Source organism: Curtobacterium sp. RM9, from assembly GCF_054956955.1.
Window position 1 is genome coordinate 1,390,214 of sequence record NZ_CM143271.1, and the last position, 17,407, is coordinate 1,407,620.

Consider the following 17,407-nt stretch of genomic DNA (forward strand, 5'->3'; position numbering starts at 1 on the left):
CCAGGCCGGAGCGCGACGGCGGTGCGGCGGCGTCACGGGGCCGAGCCGTGCCTCCAGGCCTTGTAATCTTGGTGACCGTGACCACCGAGCAGCACGCCGAGGACCCGAACGCCTACGACTTCGGTCGTCTCCAGGAGAAGTGGCAGCCCCGCTGGGAGGAGCTCGGGCTCTTCACGACCGACCTCGACGACACCCGGCCGCGCAAGTACATCCTCGAGATGTTCCCGTACCCCTCCGGCGACCTGCACATGGGGCACGCCGAGAACTGGGCGCTCGGCGACTTCGTGGCGCGCTACTGGCGGCAGCAGGGGTTCAACGTGCTGCACCCGATCGGCTGGGACTCCTTCGGCCTGCCCGCCGAGAACGCGGCGATCAAGCGCGGCGTCGACCCCAAGGAGTGGACGTACGCCAACATCGAGCAGCAGAAGGCCTCGTTCAAGCGCTACGCGCCGTCCTTCGACTGGACGACCGAGATCCACACCTCGGACCCCGAGTACTACAAGTGGAACCAGTGGCTGTTCCTCAAGATGTACGAGAAGGGCCTGGCGTACCGGAAGGACAGCTGGGTCAACTGGGACCCGGTGGACCAGACGGTGCTCGCGAACGAGCAGGTGCTGCCCGACGGCACCTCTGACCGCTCCGGCGCGGTCGTCGTCAAGAAGAAGCTGACGCAGTGGTACTTCGCGATCACGAAGTACGCCGACCGCCTGCTCGACGACCTCAACCAGCTCGAGGGGCGGTGGCCGGCGAAGGTCATCGCGCAGCAGCGCAACTGGATCGGCCGCTCGGTCGGTGCCGACGTCGACTTCGTGATCGAGGACCGCGACGAGCCCGTCACGGTGTTCACCACGCGTCCGGACACCATCCACGGCGTGACGTTCCTCGTGGTGGCGCCCGACTCCGACCTGGCCGCGTCGCTCGTCGCCTCTGCTCCTGACGACGTGCGCGCCGATTTCGAGTCCTACCTGGTGGCGACGCAGAAGACGTCGGAGATCGACCGGCAGAACGCCGACCGGCCGAAGACCGGCGTGCCGCTCGGCCGGTTCGCGATCCACCCGCTGACGGGGGAGCGCCTGCCGATCTGGGCCGCCGACTACGTCCTCGCCGACTACGGGCACGGCGCGGTCATGGCCGTGCCCGCGCACGACCAGCGTGACCTGGACTTCGCGCGGGCCTTCGACCTGCCGGTCAAGGTCGTCGTCGACACGAACGCCGCCGTCACCGGGGCGATCCCGGTGATCCCCGAGGGCGCGACGCTGGACGACTTCGACCTCCCGGTGCTCGACCCGGTCGCGACCGGCGAGGCGCTGACCGGGCAGGGCCGGATGATCAACTCCGGCCCGCTCGACGGCATGTCGAAGCAGCACGCCATCACCGCCGCGATCTCGCTGCTCGAGGAGCGCGGCACCGGTCGTGCGGCGAAGACCTACCGCCTGCGCGACTGGCTCATCTCGCGCCAGCGGTTCTGGGGCACCCCGATCCCGATCATCCACGGCGCGGACGGCACCGAGCACCCGGTCCCGATGGACCAGCTGCCGGTGCGCCTGCCGTCGACCGAGGGCCTCGACCTCAAGCCGAAGGGCACCTCGCCCCTCGGCGGAGCGACCGACTGGGTGAACGTCCCGAACCCGGTGGACGGCACCCCGGCGACCCGGGACACCGACACGATGGACACGTTCGTCGACTCGTCGTGGTACTTCCTGCGCTTCCTCGCCGCGAACGACGACACGCAGGCCTTCGACCCGGCGATCGCGCGCAAGTGGGCCCCGGTCGACCAGTACATCGGCGGCATCGAGCACGCGATCCTGCACCTGCTCTACGCGCGCTTCGTCACGAAGGTCCTGTTCGACCTGGGGTACCTCGACTTCACCGAGCCCTTCTCGGCGCTGCTCAACCAGGGCATGGTGCTCTCCGGCGGCTCCAAGATGTCGAAGTCGAAGGGCGGCGTCTCGCTCGGCGACGAGCTCGACGCGAACGGCGTCGACGCCATCCGCCTGGTGATGGGCTTCGCCGGACCGCCGGAGGACGACATCAACTGGGAGGACGTCTCCCCGTCCGCTTCGGCGCGCTTCCTCGCCCGCGCCTACCGGCTCGCGCTCGACGTCACGTCGTCGCGCGACGCGGTGTGGGCGGACGGCGACCGGGCGCTGCGGCAGGTCACGCACCGGTTCCTGGCCGATGCGCCGGGGATGATGGAGGCGTTCAAGTTCAACGTCGTGATCGCGCGGCTCATGGACCTGGTGAACGTCACCCGCAAGGCGATCGACAGCGGCCCCGGTGCCGGCGACCCCGCCGTGCGCGAGGCCGTCGAGACCATCGCGCTCGCCCTCAGCGTGTTCGCGCCGTACACCGGCGAGGAGATGTGGGAGAAGCTGGGCTACGAGGCCACCGTCGCCACGTACGGCTGGCGGAAGGCCGACCCCACGCTGCTCGTGCAGGAGTCCCTGACCGCCGTCGTGCAGGTGAACGGCAAGGTGCGCGACTCGTTCGAGGTGTCGAAGTCGATCGAGGCGGACGAGCTGGAGCAGCTCGCGCGGTCGTCGGCCAACGTGCAGCGGTACATCGGGGACCGGGAGATCGTGAAGGTGATCGTGCGGGCGCCGAAGCTCGTGAACATCGCCATCAAGGGGTAGCGGCCACCCTGCACAGGGGCGGCATCGTGCCTTCCGTCCACTGACGGATCTCGGGGAGCCCGGCCGGACGGCCGGGCTCCCTAGCGTTCCGGCATGTCCTCGCCACCGCCCTCGTCACCCGCGTCGTGCGCCACGCTGACCCCGCGCGCCGCCCTCCTGCTCGCCGCCGCCGTCGTGCTCGTCGCGCTGGTGATCGTGGTCGTCGCGACACTGCGGTCTGGAGGCGCGGGGCACGGTCCCGGTGGTCCGGTGACGGTCACCGGGGCGGCTGCGCCCACGGCGTCGGGAACGCCGCAGGCCGCGTCGCGGCCGGCGCAGGGTGATCCGGCGGACGCGCCCGTCGCGGCGACGGCCGGGTCCTCCGTGGTGGTCCACGTGGCCGGCGCGGTCCGGCGCCCCGGAGTCGTCACCCTGACGTCGGGGGCCCGGGTCGAGACCGCCGTCGAGCGGGCCGGGGGAGCCACGCCGGCCGCGGACCTCGCGCGGCTCAACCTGGCGCGGCCGGTGGTGGACGGAGAGCGGATCTACGTCCCGGCGACGGGTGAGACGGAACCGCCGGCCGTGGTGGACGCCAGCGGCGGCGCAGGTGGAGACGCCGGTGCCGGTGCCGGTGCCGGCGGAGCTGCCGGGGCCGGACCGGGTGCCCTCGTCGACCTGAACGCGGCGGACCAGGCGACGCTCGAGACCCTGCCCGGCATCGGGCCCTCGCTCGCGGGGCGGATCATCGCCTGGCGTGAGGAGCACGGCGGGTTCCGCTCGGTGGAGGACCTGCTCGAGGTCAGCGGCATCGGTGACGGACGGTTCGCGGACCTGCAGGGCCTGGTCCGTGTCTGAGCCGTTGCGGCCGGGCGGGTCGCCGGGACGGGACGACCTCCGGCTCGCCGTGCCCGCCGTCCTGGCCTGGGTGCTGGCCGCCCTGCTGATCGGCGCCCCGGAGGCGGTGTGGTCGGTGATCGCCGCGCTCGGGCTGCTGTTCGGCGCCGGCTGCACGGCGCTCGTCACCCGTGCCGGAGGCACCCGAGTCGTGTCGCGGTGCACCGTCGCTGCTGCGGTGTGCCTCGTCGTCGCGATCGCCGTCCTCGTCGGACACGCGCACCGATCGCCCCCGGTCCTGCGGGCAGCCTCCGGACGGACGGCTGCCGTCGAACTCGTCCTGACGCGGGACCTGTCGCCGGCGGACCACTCGGTGACCGGACGGCTCACCCGGCTCAGCGACGTCGACGGGCTGTCGGTGCCGGTGCGGGTCGTCCCCGAGCATCGGACGCGACGACACGTGCTCGGAGCCGGCACCCTGCTGAGCGGGCACGGCACGGTCGAACCGGACGAGGCCGGATCCCCGACGGCTGCGGTCGTGTTCCTGCGGGGCGGGTCGGAGGAGACAGCGCCCACCGGCCTGCTCGCGGCGACCGGTCAGGTGCGGCGGTCCTTCACCGAGGTGACGGCGCGGTTGCCGGAACCCGGCGGGGCACTCCTCCGGGGGCTCGCGATCGGCGACCGGAGCGGATTCGACCCCGACACCGAGACGGCGATGGAGACCACGGCGCTCACCCACCTCACGGCGGTGTCCGGTGCGAACTGCGCGGTGGTCGTCGGCCTCGTGGTCATGCTCGGCCGCACGGTCGGCCTCGGGCGGGTGACCCGCGCGGTGCTCGCGGTGGGGTTCCTGCTCGTGTTCGTCGTGCTCGTCCGGCCGGACCCGTCCATCGTCCGGGCGACGGTGATGGCGGTCGTCGTGCTCGGTGTACGGCTGACCGGTCGACCCGTGCGCGGCGTCCCGCTGATCGCCCTCGCGGTCATCGGCATGCTCGTCGCCGACCCCTGGTACGCCCGGGCGCCGGCGTTCGTGCTGTCGGTGCTCGCGACGAGTGGGATCGTGGTGCTCGCTCCGCCGCTGACCGGGCTGCTCGTCAGGCACGTGCCGCTGCCGGTGGCCGCCGCGGTCGCGGTGCCCGTGGCGGCGCAGGTCGCGTGCTGGCCCGCCACCGTCCCGCTCGCGGCGGTGCTGCCGACGTACGGCATCCCGGCGAACCTGGTCACCGAACCACTCGCACCGGTCGTCACGGTGGTGGGCCTCGGGTCCTGTCTGCTCGCCCCGCTGTGGCCCTGGGGGAGCGGCGTGCTGGCCGGGGTCGCTTGGGCGCCCGCATCGGCGATCGGTGCGGTGGCCCGTGGAGCGGCCGCCCTGCCGGGTGCATCGCTGCCGTGGCCGCCGGGGTGGATCGGGGTGTGCGCTGCGGGGGTGGTGAGCGGATGCGTTTCCACGGCGATGCTGGTGCGGGAGCGAGCGGGCGCCGCCGAGGACACCGGCGTCACGCGCGTGCGTTCGCGGCAGGCCCCCACGTCCGTGCAGCGCAGATCACTGCTCCTGCTCGGGGCGGCCGTCGTGGTGGTCGTCGGCGTCGCCTCCGTGGCCGTCCCCACGCTGGTGGTCCGCAGTACGCTCCCCGCCGACTGGTCGGTCGCGGCGTGCGACGTCGGCCAGGGTGATGCGGTCCTGCTCCGCAGTCTCGGGGCCACGGCGCTGATCGACACCGGGGACGACGAGGACGCACTCGACCGGTGCCTGGTGCTCCTCGGCGTCGACCGGATCGACCTGCTCGTCCTGACCCACTTCGACCGCGACCACGTCGGCGCGGTCGGGCTCGTCGCAGCCCGGACCACGACCGCGCTCGTCGGTCCCACCGGTCGTCCGGAGGACCGCGCGGTGGTGCGGACGCTCCGCGGCGGCGGGGTCGACGTGCGCCGCGCCGACGACCGCACCTCCGGCACGCTCGGGGCGCAGCAGTGGCGCGTGCTCTGGCCGCGGGAGGGGGACGGCGAGGCCGGGAACGATGCGAGTCTGGTGCTGCGGACCGCGGGTGGCTGTGCGTCGTGTCTGGCCGGTCTCTTCCTCGGCGACCTCGGCGAGGACGGCCAACGCCGCCTCCGCGCCGCAGGCAGCGACGCCGGCATGGGCGGCATCGGGCCGGTCGACGTCGTCAAGGTGTCGCACCACGGCTCCGCCGACCAGGACCCGCAGCTCTACCGAGCAGCCGCAGCCGCTGTCGGGCTGATCGGTGTCGGCAGCGACAACACCTACGGGCACCCCACCCGTTCGGCACTCGACATGCTCGCAGCCGTGGGGACGACGCCCTACCGCACGGACCGGTACGGCACCGTCGTCCTCGGCCGTGCTCCGGGCGGGGGGCTGCGGGTGTGGACGGAGCGTCCCGGGTCGGACGTCGCCCGTAGGATCGAGGCATGGCCGCCAAGAAGCCCGTCCGGGCCGCCGCGAAGATCGACCAGGTGCCGTGGTCGGGTGTCCGACCCGCGCCCGTCGTGCTCATCACCGGGCCGGAGCAGTTCCTCGCCGACCGGGCCAGCAGCGTCCTGCGCGACCTGCTCGTGGGCGAGGACCCGGCGCTCGAGGTGCACGACCTCGAAGCCGACCAGTACGCTCCCGGCCTGCTCGCGACGCTCGCGAGCCCCTCCCTCTTCGGCGAACCGCGGCTCGTCCGGGTCACGAACGTCGAGAAGTGCACCGACTCGTTCATCACGGAGACGATCTCCTACCTCGGCGCCCCCGCCGACGACGTCACCCTCGTGCTCCGGCACGGCGGCGGGGTCCGGGGGAAGAAGCTCCTCGACACGATCCGCAGCGGCGTCGGCGGCGGCGTCGAGGTGCAGTGTGACGAGCTCAAGCGCGAGACCGACCGCATCGAGTTCGTGAACGCCGAGTTCCGGGCCGGACGGCGTCGGATCGTGCCGTCGGCCGTCCGGACTCTCGTCGCTGCGTTCGCGGACGACCTCGCCGAACTCGCGGCCGCGTGCCGGCAGCTGCTGGCCGACGAGGCGCAGGAGATCACCGACAAGGTCGTCGACAAGTACTACGGCGGACGGGTCGAGACGAACGCGTTCAAGGTGGCGGACATCGCCCTGGCCGGACGTTCGGCACCGGCGGTCGTCGAGCTGCGGCACGCCCTCGCGACGGGGGAGGCACCGGTCCCGATCGTCGCGGCCTTCGCCAGCAAGATCCGCACGATGGCGAAGGTCAGCGCGTTCAGGGGCCCGAGCGGGCAGGCGGCCTCGGCGCTCGGGATGGCGCCGTGGCAGGTGCAGCGGGCGCAGCGGGACGTCGCCGGGTGGAGCGAGGCCGGGCTGGCGAACGCCATCACGAGCATCGCCGAGGCGGACACCGCGGTGAAGGGCGGCTCGCGGGACGCCCACTACGCGCTCGAGGTCATGGTGCGGATGATCGCGCGGCGCGGCGAGGCCCGCTGACCGCACCCGCAGGGGTGCACCGTGGCCCGCCGCACGAGCTCGTGTGGTGGCTGCCGACCCACCGCCCGCGTGCCCGCACGGTTCGCGCGGAACGACGCCCGCACACGACGAAGGCCCCGCACCTTCCGGTACGGGGCCTTCGTGCAGCACTCAAGCGAGCGCGGTGCTCACGCTGCTCAGAGCGCGGAGACCTTCTTCGCGATGGCCGACTTGCGGTTCGCGGCCTGGTTCTTGTGGATGACGCCCTTGCTCACGGCCTTGTCGAGCTTCTTCGAGGCGAGGAGGAGCGCCGCAGCGGCCTTGTCCTTGTCGCCCGACAGGACGGCCTCGTTGGTGCGACGGATGACCGTCTTGAGCTCGGACCGGTACGCCTTGTTGCGCTCCTGGGCCTTGAGGTTGGTCTTGATGCGCTTCATCTGCGACTTGATGTTCGCCATGCGTGTTGCTCCTTCTCGTCTCTACGGGTGGTCGCGACCGCTGGGTAGAGGGTCCCTTGGTCGCATCGCGTTCCACCCGTGGGCGGGGAACGCGGAAGTCCAGCCGTCAACGTTACCAGGACGAGGGCGTTCCTCCAAAGCACCGACCCGCCGCAATCCGCCCGCAACACGGAAGCGGTTACGGTGACGACGTGCCTTCGCTCGCGCCCCGTATCGACACCGTCCCCGCCTCCGGCATCCGCCGCGTCTACGAGCAGGCAGCCCGACTCCGTGCGGAGCACGCCGAGCAGCGAGCGCAGCAGCAGGACGCCCAGGACGTCGAGGGCGTCGCGATGCTCGTCATCGGTGAGCCCGACGTCCCCGTCGCCGCCCACATCGGCGACGCCGCCCGCCGCGCGTGGACCGAGGACCGCACCGACTACACCCCCAACGGCGGCATCGCCCCGCTCCGTGAGGCGATCCGCGACAAGCTCCGCCGCGAGAACCGGATCGAGGTCGACGTCGAGCAGGTCTGGCTGACGATCGGCGCCACCCAGGCACTCTTCCAGGCGATGACCCTCGTGCTGTCCCCGGGTGACGAGGTGCTCGTGCCGGACCCGGGCTACACGACGTTCACGATGAACGCCCGCATCCTCGGCGCGACCCCGGTGCCCTACCAGCTCTCCCCGGCGCACGACTTCGAGCCGGACCTCGGCGCGCTCGAGGCGAGCATCACCGAGCGCACCCGGGCCATCGTGGTGAACTCGCCGTCGAACCCGCTCGGCTCGGTGTTCTCCGAGCAGACGCTCCGCGATCTCCTGGCACTCGCGAAGCGGCACGACCTGTGGGTGATCAGCGACGAGGTCTACGAGTACTTCACGCACGGTGTCCGCCACGTCAGCCTGGCGGCGCTCGACGAGGACGACCGTGTGTTCACGGCGTTCTCGCTGAGCAAGACGTACGCCATGACCGGCGTGCGCGTCGGGTACCTCGTGACGCCGAAGGGCCTCGGCCCGACGATGCGGACCGTGCAGGAGGCCATGATCAGCTGCGTCGCGGAGCCCGACCAGTGGGCCGCCCTCGCCGCGATCGTCGGCGATCACTCCGCCGTGCAGGAGGCCCGCGAGCACTACCGCGCGAACCTCGCGATCGCGAAGGAGGTGCTCGACGCCGCCGGCCTCCGCTACCTCGATCCCCGCGGTGCCTTCTACCTCTGGATCGACGTGTCGCACGCCTCGCAGGGGGACGTGCAGGGCTGGGCGCTCGACTTCCTGCAACGCGAACGGGTCGCGGTCGCACCGGGCAGCGCCTTCGGCCGCACGGGCGAGGGCTGGATCCGCGTGTGCCTCGCCGTGACCGCGGTGGACCTCCGTCGCGGCCTCGGTGCGCTGCCGGTCCCGGAGCCGGCCACGGTCTGACCGCCGGCCGGACGGCGGACCGACACCGTGCCTCCAGGCCGGTCTGGAGGCGCGCCCTCCTCGACACGCACCCGCTCGCTCCGCCGATGGCCGGTCCCACCCCTGCACAGCGTTGTCCGCACACCGTCCCGTCCACAGCCGCGGGCGGCGCTGCGCGCCACCCGCGCACAACCGTGGGACAATCGTGCGACCGTCCGACCCACCCCGAGGAACCGTGAGCCCACAAGCATCCGCGCCGCTCGAGCCCGCCTCGACCCCGGCCGACGCGATCCGCAACTTCTGCATCATCGCGCACATCGACCACGGCAAGTCCACGCTGGCCGACCGCATGCTGCAGATCACCGGCATCGTCGAGGACCGCGCCATGCGTGCGCAGTACCTCGACCGCATGGACATCGAGCGCGAGCGCGGCATCACGATCAAGTCGCAGGCCGTCCGCATGCCCTGGGAGCTCGACGGGCAGACCTTCGCGCTGAACATGATCGACACGCCGGGGCACGTCGACTTCTCGTACGAGGTCTCCCGCTCCCTCGCCGCGTGCGAAGGCGCCATCCTGCTCGTCGACGCGGCGCAGGGCATCGAGGCCCAGACCCTCGCGAACCTGTACCTGGCGCTCGAGAACGACCTCGAGATCATCCCGGTGCTCAACAAGATCGACCTCCCCGCGGCCGACCCCGACAAGTACGCGGCCGAGCTCGCGCAGCTGATCGGCGGCAAGCCGGAGGACGTCCTGCGTGTCTCGGGCAAGACCGGTGTCGGCGTGCCCGAGCTCCTCGACCGCGTCGTCCGCACCGTGCCGAACCCCGTCGGCGACGTCGAGGCCGCGCCCCGCGCGATGATCTTCGACTCCGTGTACGACAGCTACCGCGGCGTCGTGACGTACGTCCGCATGATCGACGGCACGATCCACCCCCGCGAGAAGATCCAGATGATGTCGACGAAGTCGACGCACGAGATCCTCGAGATCGGGGTGTCGTCGCCCGAGCCGAAGCCGACGAAGGGCCTCAGCGTCGGTGAGGTCGGGTACCTCATCACCGGCGTGAAGGACGTCCGTCAGTCGAAGGTCGGCGACACGGTCACGACGGCACAGAAGCCCGCGACGGAGCCGCTCGCCGGCTACACCGACCCGAAGCCGATGGTCTTCTCGGGTCTGTACCCGATCGACGGCTCCGACTACCCGGACCTGCGCGAGGCGCTCGACAAGCTCAAGCTGTCCGACGCCGCGCTGGTGTACGAGCCCGAGACGTCCGTCGCGCTCGGCTTCGGGTTCCGCTGCGGCTTCCTCGGCCTGCTGCACCTCGAGATCATCACCGAGCGGCTCTCCCGCGAGTTCGGCCTCGACCTCATCACCACCGCTCCGAGCGTGATCTACGAGGTCACGAACGAGGACAACTCGGTGACCGAGGTCACGAACCCGTCGGAGTTCCCGGGCGGCCGCATCGTCGAGGTCCGCGAGCCGATGGTCCGCGCCGCGATCCTCGCGCCGAAGGACTACGTCGGCGCGATCATGGAGCTCTGCCAGTCGCGCCGCGGCTCGTTGCTCGGCATGGAGTACCTCGGCGAGGACCGCGTCGAGATCCGCTACGAGATGCCCCTCGGCGAGATCGTCTTCGACTTCTTCGACCAGCTGAAGAGCAAGACGCAGGGCTACGCCTCGCTCGACTACGAACCGACCGGCGACCAGGCGGCCGACCTCGTGAAGGTCGACATCCTGCTGCAGGGCGAGCAGGTCGACGCGTTCAGCGCGATCGTGCACCGCGACAAGGCGTACGCGTACGGCACGCTCATGACCGAGCGCCTCCGCAAGCTCATCCCGCGCCAGCAGTTCGAGGTGCCGATCCAGGCGGCCATCGGTGCCCGCATCATCGCCCGCGAGAGCATCCGGGCGATGCGCAAGGACGTCCTCGCGAAGTGCTACGGCGGCGACATCACCCGCAAGCGCAAGCTCCTCGAGAAGCAGAAGGAGGGCAAGAAGCGCATGAAGATGGTGGGCCGTGTCGAGGTCCCGCAGGAGGCCTTCATCGCGGCGCTCTCCGGGGACGTCGAGGAGAAGAAGAAGTAGCCGGACCGGGCGTTCGTCGGACCTGGCGCCGACGACGCCCGGGTAGGGTTGCAGCATGAGTTCTCGCGGCGCGTACCGGACCGCACTGACGTACGGAGCCGTGGGGGCGACCCAGGCGCCGGACCTCATGACCTACCCGCCGGAGGGGTTCACCCCGTCCGAGTCACGGGCCCGGATCGGGCACGGGGACCAGCGGTTCGAGACCGCGGTGACGCAGGCGCTGACCTGGCAGATCCAGGAGCGCAGCGGCATCCGCGTGCAGGTCGAGGACCAGCCCGACGACGACGAGGTGCGCTACAACCCGGTGACCTTCGACGAGCACGGCGTGCCGATCGCCCCCGCGTCGATCGGGACCCCGCGGGTCGAGAAGTTCGCGCCCGACGGCACCCCGCTGGTGACGGCGGGCACGAGTGCGACGCTCACCATGCACGCGTTCGGGCAGACGGTGCACGCGCCGGTCCGGGTCGTGTCGATCATCGACGAGACCGACCGGAAGGGCTTCGCCTACGGCACCCTCGAGGGGCACCCGCTCTCGGGCGAGGAGTCCTTCGTGGTGGAACGGACGCCGGACGGCTCCGTGTGGCTGCAGATCCGGCAGTTCTCGCACCCGGCGAGCCGGAAGTGGCAGTTCGTGGCGCCGCTGGTCCGCCGCCAGCAGAAGTCGATGGCCGAGAAGTACCTGGTCGCCCTCCGCGGCGACTAGTCCAGCGGCGGCAGCGCCGCGATCGCGTCCTCGATGAGCGTGGCGTCGTCGACGCAGTTCCGCGCGATCGCCACCGCGCTCGTCGCCCGGAGCGCGTCGGCGTCGTAGACGCCCGTCGCGACCGCGAGGAACGGGATGCCAGCGGCGTCGGCGGCCTCGCCGTCGCGTGGGGTGTCGCCGACGATGACGGCCCGCGTCCCGGCGAGGGCGGCGGCCGCCCGGGCGGTCACTCCGGACCGGTCGACCTCGGTGTCGCCGAAGTAGGAGTGCTCCCAGTCGAACGCATCGACGTCGAACCCGGCGCCCTGCAGCTTGATGCGCGCACGGTGCGCGGAGTTGCCGGTGAGCAGGCCGTTCCGCCAGCCGAGGGCGGCGAAGCGGCGGACGAGCGCGACGGCACCCGGCGCGGGGGACCGGTGGTCGCCCGAGCGGTGGCGTTCGTCGGTGAGGTCGCGCAGGTGCGCGGTCACCGTGGGGATGAGGTCGTCCTCGAGGTGATGGGCGCGCACGTGCTCGGCGATGAGTCCGGCGTCGGTGCGGCCGTGCTGGTGTCCGACGCGCAGGACGAGGTCGCGTCCGACGGCCCGCTCGAGGGCGAGGTGGTATAGGTTCCCCGGGGACGCGGCGTTCATCACGAGGGTGCCGTCGATGTCCCACAGCACGGTCGTGGGGACGGGCTGGTGCTCCATGCCTCCATCATGACGGACAATGGAGATCATGCCGAGTGCTCTCCCGATCGCCGATCCCGCTCCCACGGACGGACTGATCGACCCGGGGCCCGGAGCGGGCGAGGTGCCGTTCGGTGTCTACGTGCACGTGCCGTTCTGCCGGGTCCGCTGCGGGTACTGCGACTTCAACACGTACACGGCGTCCGAGCTGCGGGGCGTCCGACGCGACGACTACGCCGGGCACGCGGTGCGCGAGATCGAGTGGGCCGCCGAGGTCCTCGACCGGTCCGGTGTCCCGCGCCGCCCGGTGTCCACGGTGTTCTTCGGCGGCGGCACCCCGACGATGCTCCCGGCGTCCGACCTGGCGATGGTGCTCCGTGCGATCGACGACACCTGGGGGATCCTGCCCGGCGCCGAGGTCACGACCGAGGCGAACCCGGACTCGGTGGACGCGGACGCCCTCGCGACGCTGCACGCGGCGGGCTTCACCCGGGTCAGCTACGGCATGCAGTCGGCGGTGCCGCACGTGCTGGCGACCCTCGACCGGACGCACGACCCTGAGCGTGTGCCCGTGGTCGTGGACCTCGCGAAGCAGCAGGGGCTCGACGTCTCGCTCGACCTGATCTACTCGACGCCGGGGGAGTCCCTCGACGACTGGCGGACCTCGCTCGACGCGGCCCTGGCCTGCGAGCCAGACCACGTGTCCGCCTACTCGCTCATCGTCGAGGAGGGCACCGCGATGGGCCGCATGGTCGCGCGCGGCGAACTGCCCGCTCCGGACGACGACCTGGCCGCCGACATGTACGAGCTCGCGGACCGGGTGCTCGGCGACGCCGGCTACGCCTGGTACGAGGTGTCGAACTGGGCCAGGACGGACCCGGACGGCGGGACCACTCAGCACGCCAGCCGGCACAACCTCTCCTACTGGAAGGGCCACGACTGGTGGGGCGTCGGTCCGGGCGCGCACTCCGCGGTCGCCGGGACCCGCTGGTGGAACGTCAAGCACCCGGCCGCGTACGCGAACCGGGTGCTGGCCGGCGACTCTCCGGCCGCAGGTCGCGAGACCCTCGACGACGAGACCCGGTACGTCGAACGGGTGCTGCTCGCGGCGCGGGTCCGCGGTGAGCTCGCCACGTCGGAGCTCCGCCGGGAGGCGCGGGGCCGCGTCGCCGGGCTCATCGCACGTGGTCTCGTGGACGGCCCGGCCGCGGTGCGGGGACGCATCGAGCTGACGATGCAGGGTCGCCTGCTCGCGGACGCGGTGGTCCGCGAGCTGCTCGACTGACCCGCGACTACTGCTTGATGAACTCGATCGCCAGCGGGTACTTGTAGAAGCGCCCCTGGTTGGCTGCGATCGCGGCCATGATCGAGAAGACGACCACGAGCACACCGATGACCGGCAGCAGCACGAGGCCGATGACCACGATCGTCAGCAGGCCGGAGACGAAGCCCGCGATGGCCGCCGTGATGTGGAAGTTGAGCGCCTGCCGGGTGTGCTCGCGGATGAACTGCCCGCGGTCGCGGAGCACGAGGTACGCGATGATCGGCACGACGAGGCTGAAGAAGATCGCGCCGACGTGCGTCAGGGTCGCCCAGAGCCGCTGGTCCTCGGGGCTGAGGGGCTGCGGCGGCGTCCATCCTGCCGGGTACTGCGGGCCGCCGGGGTACTGCGGGCCGCCTGGGTCCTTGGCGCCGGGTTCCTGTCCGTAGGGGCCACCGGGCTGCTGTCCGTAGGTCATGCGCCGAGCGTATCGCCGGGCTGTGCAGAAGTCCCGGTCGGTCGGCGGTCGGGCGTAGGATCAGCAGTCGACACGTCCGAGTGCCAGAACGAGTGGAAGGGGTCCGGGTGGTCAGCGAACGCAGCCTCGAGGTCCTCAAGGCCATCGTGCGGGACTACGTCGCCTCGCGCGAACCGGTCGGCTCGAAGACCATCGTCGAGCGGCACGCCTTCGGGGTGAGCGCGGCGACGATCCGCAACGACATGGCGCAGCTCGAGGACGAACAGCTCATCGCCGCGCCGCACACCTCGTCCGGGCGCGTGCCGACGGACAAGGGGTACCGGGTCTTCGTGGACCACCTCGCCGCCGCCCGCCCGCTGTCGAGCGCGCAGCGGCACGCGATCGAGACCTTCCTCGGCGCGCCGAACGACCTCGACGAGGTCCTCGGCCGCACGGTCCGCCTGCTCAGCCAGCTCACGAACCAGGTCGCCCTGGTGCAGTACCCCTCGATGGTGCGCGCCCGCGTGCAGCACATCGAGCTGGTCCGGCTCGCCGACACCCGGCTCATGGTGGTCCTCATCACCGACACGGCCCGCGTCGAACAGCGCGTCGTCGAGACGGACGTCCCGCTCGACGAGGGCTCGCTCACCGAACTCCGCGCCGTCGTCAACGGGGCGAGCGTCGGGCTCCTGCTGCAGGACGTCCCACGGGCGCTCCGCGCGGTGCCGCAGCAGGTCCGCCCGGATGCCCAGACGCTCGCGGGCGTCGTGGTGGCGACGCTCATCGAGCAGGTCGGCGCGAACCGCCAGGACCGCCTCGTGATGGCGGGCGCGGCGAACCTGGCCAAGAGCGAGCAGGACTTCACCGGCGGCCTGTTCCCCGTGCTGGAGGCGATCGAGGAACAGGTGACCCTGCTCCGGTTGTTCGGGGAGATGCAGGTGGACGACGGCGTCGCGGCCCGCATCGGCGTCGAGAACGCCCGGTACGGGCTCGACGCCACCAGCATCGTCGCGGGCGGGTACCTCGCCGGCGGCGAGGTCGCACGTCTCGGCGTGCTCGGCCCGACCCGGATGGACTACGGCACCAACATGGCCGCGGTCCGCGCGGTCGCCCGGTACCTGTCCAAGCTGCTGGGTGAACAGTGACCGACCCGGCCCCCGACCGACGCGCGGTGCCTCACCGGGGCGATCCGCGCCTCCAGACCGACCCGACCTGCGGCGACCGCCGCACCGACCGAACCGACTGAGGGATACGTGGCAGACCACTACGACGTCCTCGGCGTCCAGCAGGACGCCTCCGATGCCGACATCAAGAAGGCGTACCGCCGGCTCGCCCGCGAGCTCCACCCCGACGTGAACCCGAGCCCGGACGCGGCCGAGCGGTTCAAGGACGTGACGCACGCGTACGACGTGCTGAGCGACCCCGAGCAGCGGCGACGCTACGACGCGGGGCCCCAGGCCGACAGCCCGTTCGGCAACGCCGGCGGCTTCAGCGACATCTTCGACGCGTTCTTCGGCGGCGGCGGTGCCGGTCGCGGCAACGGCCCGCGGTCGCGTGCCGAGCGCGGCCAGGACGCCCTGCTCCGGATCGAGGTCGACCTCGACGAAGTCGTCTTCGGCATCCACAAGGACGTCGAGGTCGACACGGCCGTGCTCTGCGAGACGTGTGGCGGCTCCTGCGCGGCGCCCGGCACCCACCCCCAGACCTGCGACATCTGCGGGGGCACGGGGCACATCCAGCGGCAGGTCCGCTCGCTCCTCGGCAACGTCGTGACGAGCGCCCCCTGCGGCACCTGCCGTGGGTACGGCACCGTGATCCCCAACCCGTGCCCGACCTGCCAGGGTCAGGGCCGTGTCCGTGCCCGGCGCACGATCCCGGTGGACGTCCCCGCCGGTGTCGAGACCGGTCTCCGGCTGCAGATGCCCGGGCAGGGCGAGGTCGGTCCGGCCGGCGGCCCCTCGGGAGACCTCTACCTCGAGATCAAGGTCCGGCACCACGACGTCTACAGCCGCGACGGCGACGACCTGCTGGCGACGCTCGAGGTGCAGATGACCGACGCGATCCTCGGCGCGACCACGACCATCGACGGCCTCGACGGCCCGGTCGAGCTCGAGATCCGGCCCGGCGTGCAGAGCGCCGACGTCCTGGTCATCAAGGACCGCGGCGTCACGAAGCTCCGCGGCACCGGACGCGGCGACCTGCGGGTCGGCGTGCAGGTGGTCACCCCGACCAAGCTCTCGCACAAGGAGCGCGGGCTGGTCGAGCAGCTCGCGAAGTCGCACAAGGCACCGAAGCCGCAGCTCGCCCGCTTCCAGCAGGGCATGTTCGGCAAGCTCCGCGACCGCTTCTTCAACTTCTGATGGCGTCGCTCTACCTGGTCGAGCCGGGCACCCTCGACGGCATCGGCGTCGGCGACCCGGTGTCCCTCGACGGTGCCGAGGGGCGGCACGCCGTCTCGGTGGCGCGGGTCCGGGTGGGCGAGACGCTCCGGATCGCGGACGGTCTCGGGACGGTCGTCTCGGGTGCAGTCGCGGCGACCGGTCGCGACAGCCTGACGCTGACGGTCGCGGACGTCGCGGTCGAGGCTGCGCCGCGGCCCGCGCTCGTCCTCGTGCAGGCCCTGGCGAAGGGCGGGCGCGACGAGATGGCGGTGCAGGCGGCGACCGAGATCGGTGTGGACCGCATCGTCCCCTGGTCGGCGGCACGCAGCGTTTCCCGGTGGGAGGGACCGAAGGTCGAGAAGGGCCGTGCCCGCTGGGCGGCCATCGCGCAGGAGGCCGCCAAGCAGGCGGTCCGCTCGCGCGTGCCGTCGGTGGACGCTCCGGTGACCACGGCGCAGCTCGCGGCCGGCGCCGGTGCTGGGTCCGGGGGGTCTGCCGGTGCCGACCGGGAGGCACGACGCGCGCTGGTCGTGCTGGACCCGGTGGGCGCGGTGCGGCTCTCCGCGTGGCAGCCGCCAGCCGACGCCGACGAGATCGTCCTGATCGTCGGGCCCGAGGGCGGGATCGACGGTGCCGAGTTCGACCGTCTGTCAGCGGCGGGCGCGACGCGGGTGCGGCTCGGCGACACGGTGCTGCGCACCTCGACCGCCGGTCCGGCCGCCCTCGCGGTGCTCCAGACCCGGCTCGGGCGCTGGTAGCGGCGTCGGGGGCGGGTCCTACGATGGAGGACATGAGCACCAGCGAGCCGAGCGTCTTCACGAAGATCATCGCCCGTGAGATCCCCGCGACGATCGTGGCGGAGGACGACCGGGTGATCGCGATCGAGGACATCGCGCCCAAGGCGCCGGTCCACGTGCTCGTGATCCCGAAGACCGAGCGCTACCGCGACGTCACCGAGCTCGCCGCCAGTGACCCCGACCTCCTCGCGCACGTCGTCGCCACCGCCCGCCGCATCGCCGACGAACGCGCGGGCGGCCAGTTCCGACTCGTCTTCAACACCGGCGAAGCCGCCGGCCAGACCGTGTTCCACGTGCACGCGCACGTCCTCGCAGGTGAACTGCACGAAGGGAATCTCCTTGCCGGTTGAC

Annotated in this window: 14 protein-coding genes and 1 pseudogene; 12 read left to right on the forward strand and 3 right to left on the reverse strand. The window is 71.9% G+C overall.

The features are described from left to right. Window positions 1–77 precede the first annotated feature (77 nt). From leuS to holA, 4 genes and pseudogenes are all read left to right on the forward strand, one after another. Complete coding sequence (gene leuS, locus ACY3FI_RS06530; protein WP_462549974.1) at window positions 78–2,633, forward strand: leucine--tRNA ligase; 2,556 nt, start codon at window positions 78–80, stop codon at window positions 2,631–2,633. 93 nt (window positions 2,634–2,726) lie between these two features. Further along, complete coding sequence (locus tag ACY3FI_RS06535; RefSeq protein WP_462549975.1) at window positions 2,727–3,467, forward strand: ComEA family DNA-binding protein; 741 nt, start codon at window positions 2,727–2,729, stop codon at window positions 3,465–3,467. Window positions 3,468–4,068: 601 nt separating this feature from the next. Continuing rightward, window positions 4,069–5,295: pseudogene (locus tag ACY3FI_RS06540) on the forward strand (ComEC/Rec2 family competence protein); the annotation flags it as partial. Between the two features lie 578 nt (window positions 5,296–5,873). Further along, window positions 5,874–6,893: a DNA polymerase III subunit delta gene (holA, locus tag ACY3FI_RS06545; protein WP_462549976.1), complete on the forward strand. Its 1,020-nt coding sequence runs from the start codon at window positions 5,874–5,876 to the stop codon at window positions 6,891–6,893. 176 nt (window positions 6,894–7,069) lie between these two features. Here the strand turns inward: holA and rpsT are convergent, their stop codons facing one another. Then, window positions 7,070–7,330 (reverse strand): 30S ribosomal protein S20, encoded by a 261-nt coding sequence (rpsT, locus tag ACY3FI_RS06550; protein WP_462549977.1) that lies wholly within the window; start codon window positions 7,328–7,330, stop codon window positions 7,070–7,072. Window positions 7,331–7,521: 191 nt separating this feature from the next. Between rpsT and ACY3FI_RS06555 the strand changes: the two genes are divergently transcribed. The 3 genes from ACY3FI_RS06555 to ACY3FI_RS06565 all read left to right on the forward strand — a co-directional run bounded on the left by ACY3FI_RS06555 (window position 7,522) and on the right by ACY3FI_RS06565 (window position 11,492). Then, entirely contained in the window at window positions 7,522–8,727 is a 1,206-nt protein-coding gene (locus ACY3FI_RS06555; RefSeq protein ID WP_462549978.1) for a pyridoxal phosphate-dependent aminotransferase, read from the forward strand. 214 nt (window positions 8,728–8,941) lie between these two features. Continuing rightward, window positions 8,942–10,789, forward strand: coding sequence for a translation elongation factor 4 (gene lepA, locus ACY3FI_RS06560; protein WP_462549979.1), 1,848 nt, complete (start codon window positions 8,942–8,944; stop codon window positions 10,787–10,789). Window positions 10,790–10,844: 55 nt separating this feature from the next. Continuing rightward, window positions 10,845–11,492: a DUF1990 domain-containing protein gene (locus ACY3FI_RS06565; protein WP_462549980.1), complete on the forward strand. Its 648-nt coding sequence runs from the start codon at window positions 10,845–10,847 to the stop codon at window positions 11,490–11,492. Here the strand turns inward: ACY3FI_RS06565 and ACY3FI_RS06570 are convergent. Then, window positions 11,489–12,181, reverse strand: coding sequence for an HAD family hydrolase (locus tag ACY3FI_RS06570; RefSeq protein ID WP_462549981.1), 693 nt, complete (start codon window positions 12,179–12,181; stop codon window positions 11,489–11,491). The two genes, ACY3FI_RS06565 and ACY3FI_RS06570, sit on opposite strands and share 4 nt — an antisense overlap. A gap of 28 nt (window positions 12,182–12,209) precedes the next feature. Here ACY3FI_RS06570 and hemW point away from each other — a divergent pair, with 28 nt between their 5' ends. Continuing rightward, a complete protein-coding gene (gene hemW, locus ACY3FI_RS06575; RefSeq protein ID WP_462549982.1) occupies window positions 12,210–13,445 on the forward strand; it encodes a radical SAM family heme chaperone HemW in 1,236 nt (411 codons plus the stop codon). A gap of 7 nt (window positions 13,446–13,452) precedes the next feature. Here the strand turns inward: hemW and ACY3FI_RS06580 are convergent, their stop codons facing one another. Continuing rightward, a complete protein-coding gene (locus ACY3FI_RS06580) occupies window positions 13,453–13,899 on the reverse strand; it encodes a DUF4870 domain-containing protein (protein ID WP_462549983.1) in 447 nt (148 codons plus the stop codon). 107 nt (window positions 13,900–14,006) lie between these two features. Between ACY3FI_RS06580 and hrcA the strand changes: the two genes are divergently transcribed. From hrcA to ACY3FI_RS06600, 4 genes are all read left to right on the forward strand, one after another. Continuing rightward, entirely contained in the window at window positions 14,007–15,023 is a 1,017-nt protein-coding gene (gene hrcA / locus ACY3FI_RS06585; protein WP_462549984.1) for a heat-inducible transcriptional repressor HrcA, read from the forward strand. A 108-nt stretch (window positions 15,024–15,131) separates the two neighbouring features. After that, the gene (gene dnaJ, locus ACY3FI_RS06590) at window positions 15,132–16,238 is read left to right on the forward strand and encodes a molecular chaperone DnaJ (RefSeq protein ID WP_462549985.1); all 1,107 of its coding nucleotides are present in this window, start codon (window positions 15,132–15,134) and stop codon (window positions 16,236–16,238) included. Continuing rightward, window positions 16,238–17,017: a 16S rRNA (uracil(1498)-N(3))-methyltransferase gene (locus tag ACY3FI_RS06595; protein WP_462549986.1), complete on the forward strand. Its 780-nt coding sequence runs from the start codon at window positions 16,238–16,240 to the stop codon at window positions 17,015–17,017. Before dnaJ ends, ACY3FI_RS06595 begins: the two co-directional genes overlap by 1 nt. Before the next feature lie 32 nt (window positions 17,018–17,049). Beyond that, window positions 17,050–17,406 (forward strand): histidine triad nucleotide-binding protein, encoded by a 357-nt coding sequence (locus tag ACY3FI_RS06600; protein ID WP_462549987.1) that lies wholly within the window; start codon window positions 17,050–17,052, stop codon window positions 17,404–17,406. Window position 17,407: the final 1 nt, after the last annotated feature.

Bases quoted from the DNA above. Each gene is read 5' to 3' on its own strand.
- ACY3FI_RS06535 (WP_462549975.1), top strand. From the start codon at position 2,727: ATGTCCTCGCCACCGCCCTCGTCACCCGCGTCGTGCGCCACGCTGACC.
- holA (WP_462549976.1), top strand. From the start codon at position 5,874: ATGGCCGCCAAGAAGCCCGTCCGGGCCGCCGCGAAGATCGACCAGGTG.
- rpsT (WP_462549977.1), bottom strand. From the start codon at position 7,330: ATGGCGAACATCAAGTCGCAGATGAAGCGCATCAAGACCAACCTCAAG.
- ACY3FI_RS06565 (WP_462549980.1), top strand. From the start codon at position 10,845: ATGAGTTCTCGCGGCGCGTACCGGACCGCACTGACGTACGGAGCCGTG.
- ACY3FI_RS06570 (WP_462549981.1), bottom strand. From the start codon at position 12,181: ATGGAGCACCAGCCCGTCCCCACGACCGTGCTGTGGGACATCGACGGC.
- hemW (WP_462549982.1), top strand. From the start codon at position 12,210: ATGCCGAGTGCTCTCCCGATCGCCGATCCCGCTCCCACGGACGGACTG.
- ACY3FI_RS06580 (WP_462549983.1), bottom strand. From the start codon at position 13,899: ATGACCTACGGACAGCAGCCCGGTGGCCCCTACGGACAGGAACCCGGC.
- ACY3FI_RS06595 (WP_462549986.1), top strand. From the start codon at position 16,238: ATGGCGTCGCTCTACCTGGTCGAGCCGGGCACCCTCGACGGCATCGGC.
- ACY3FI_RS06600 (WP_462549987.1), top strand. From the start codon at position 17,050: ATGAGCACCAGCGAGCCGAGCGTCTTCACGAAGATCATCGCCCGTGAG.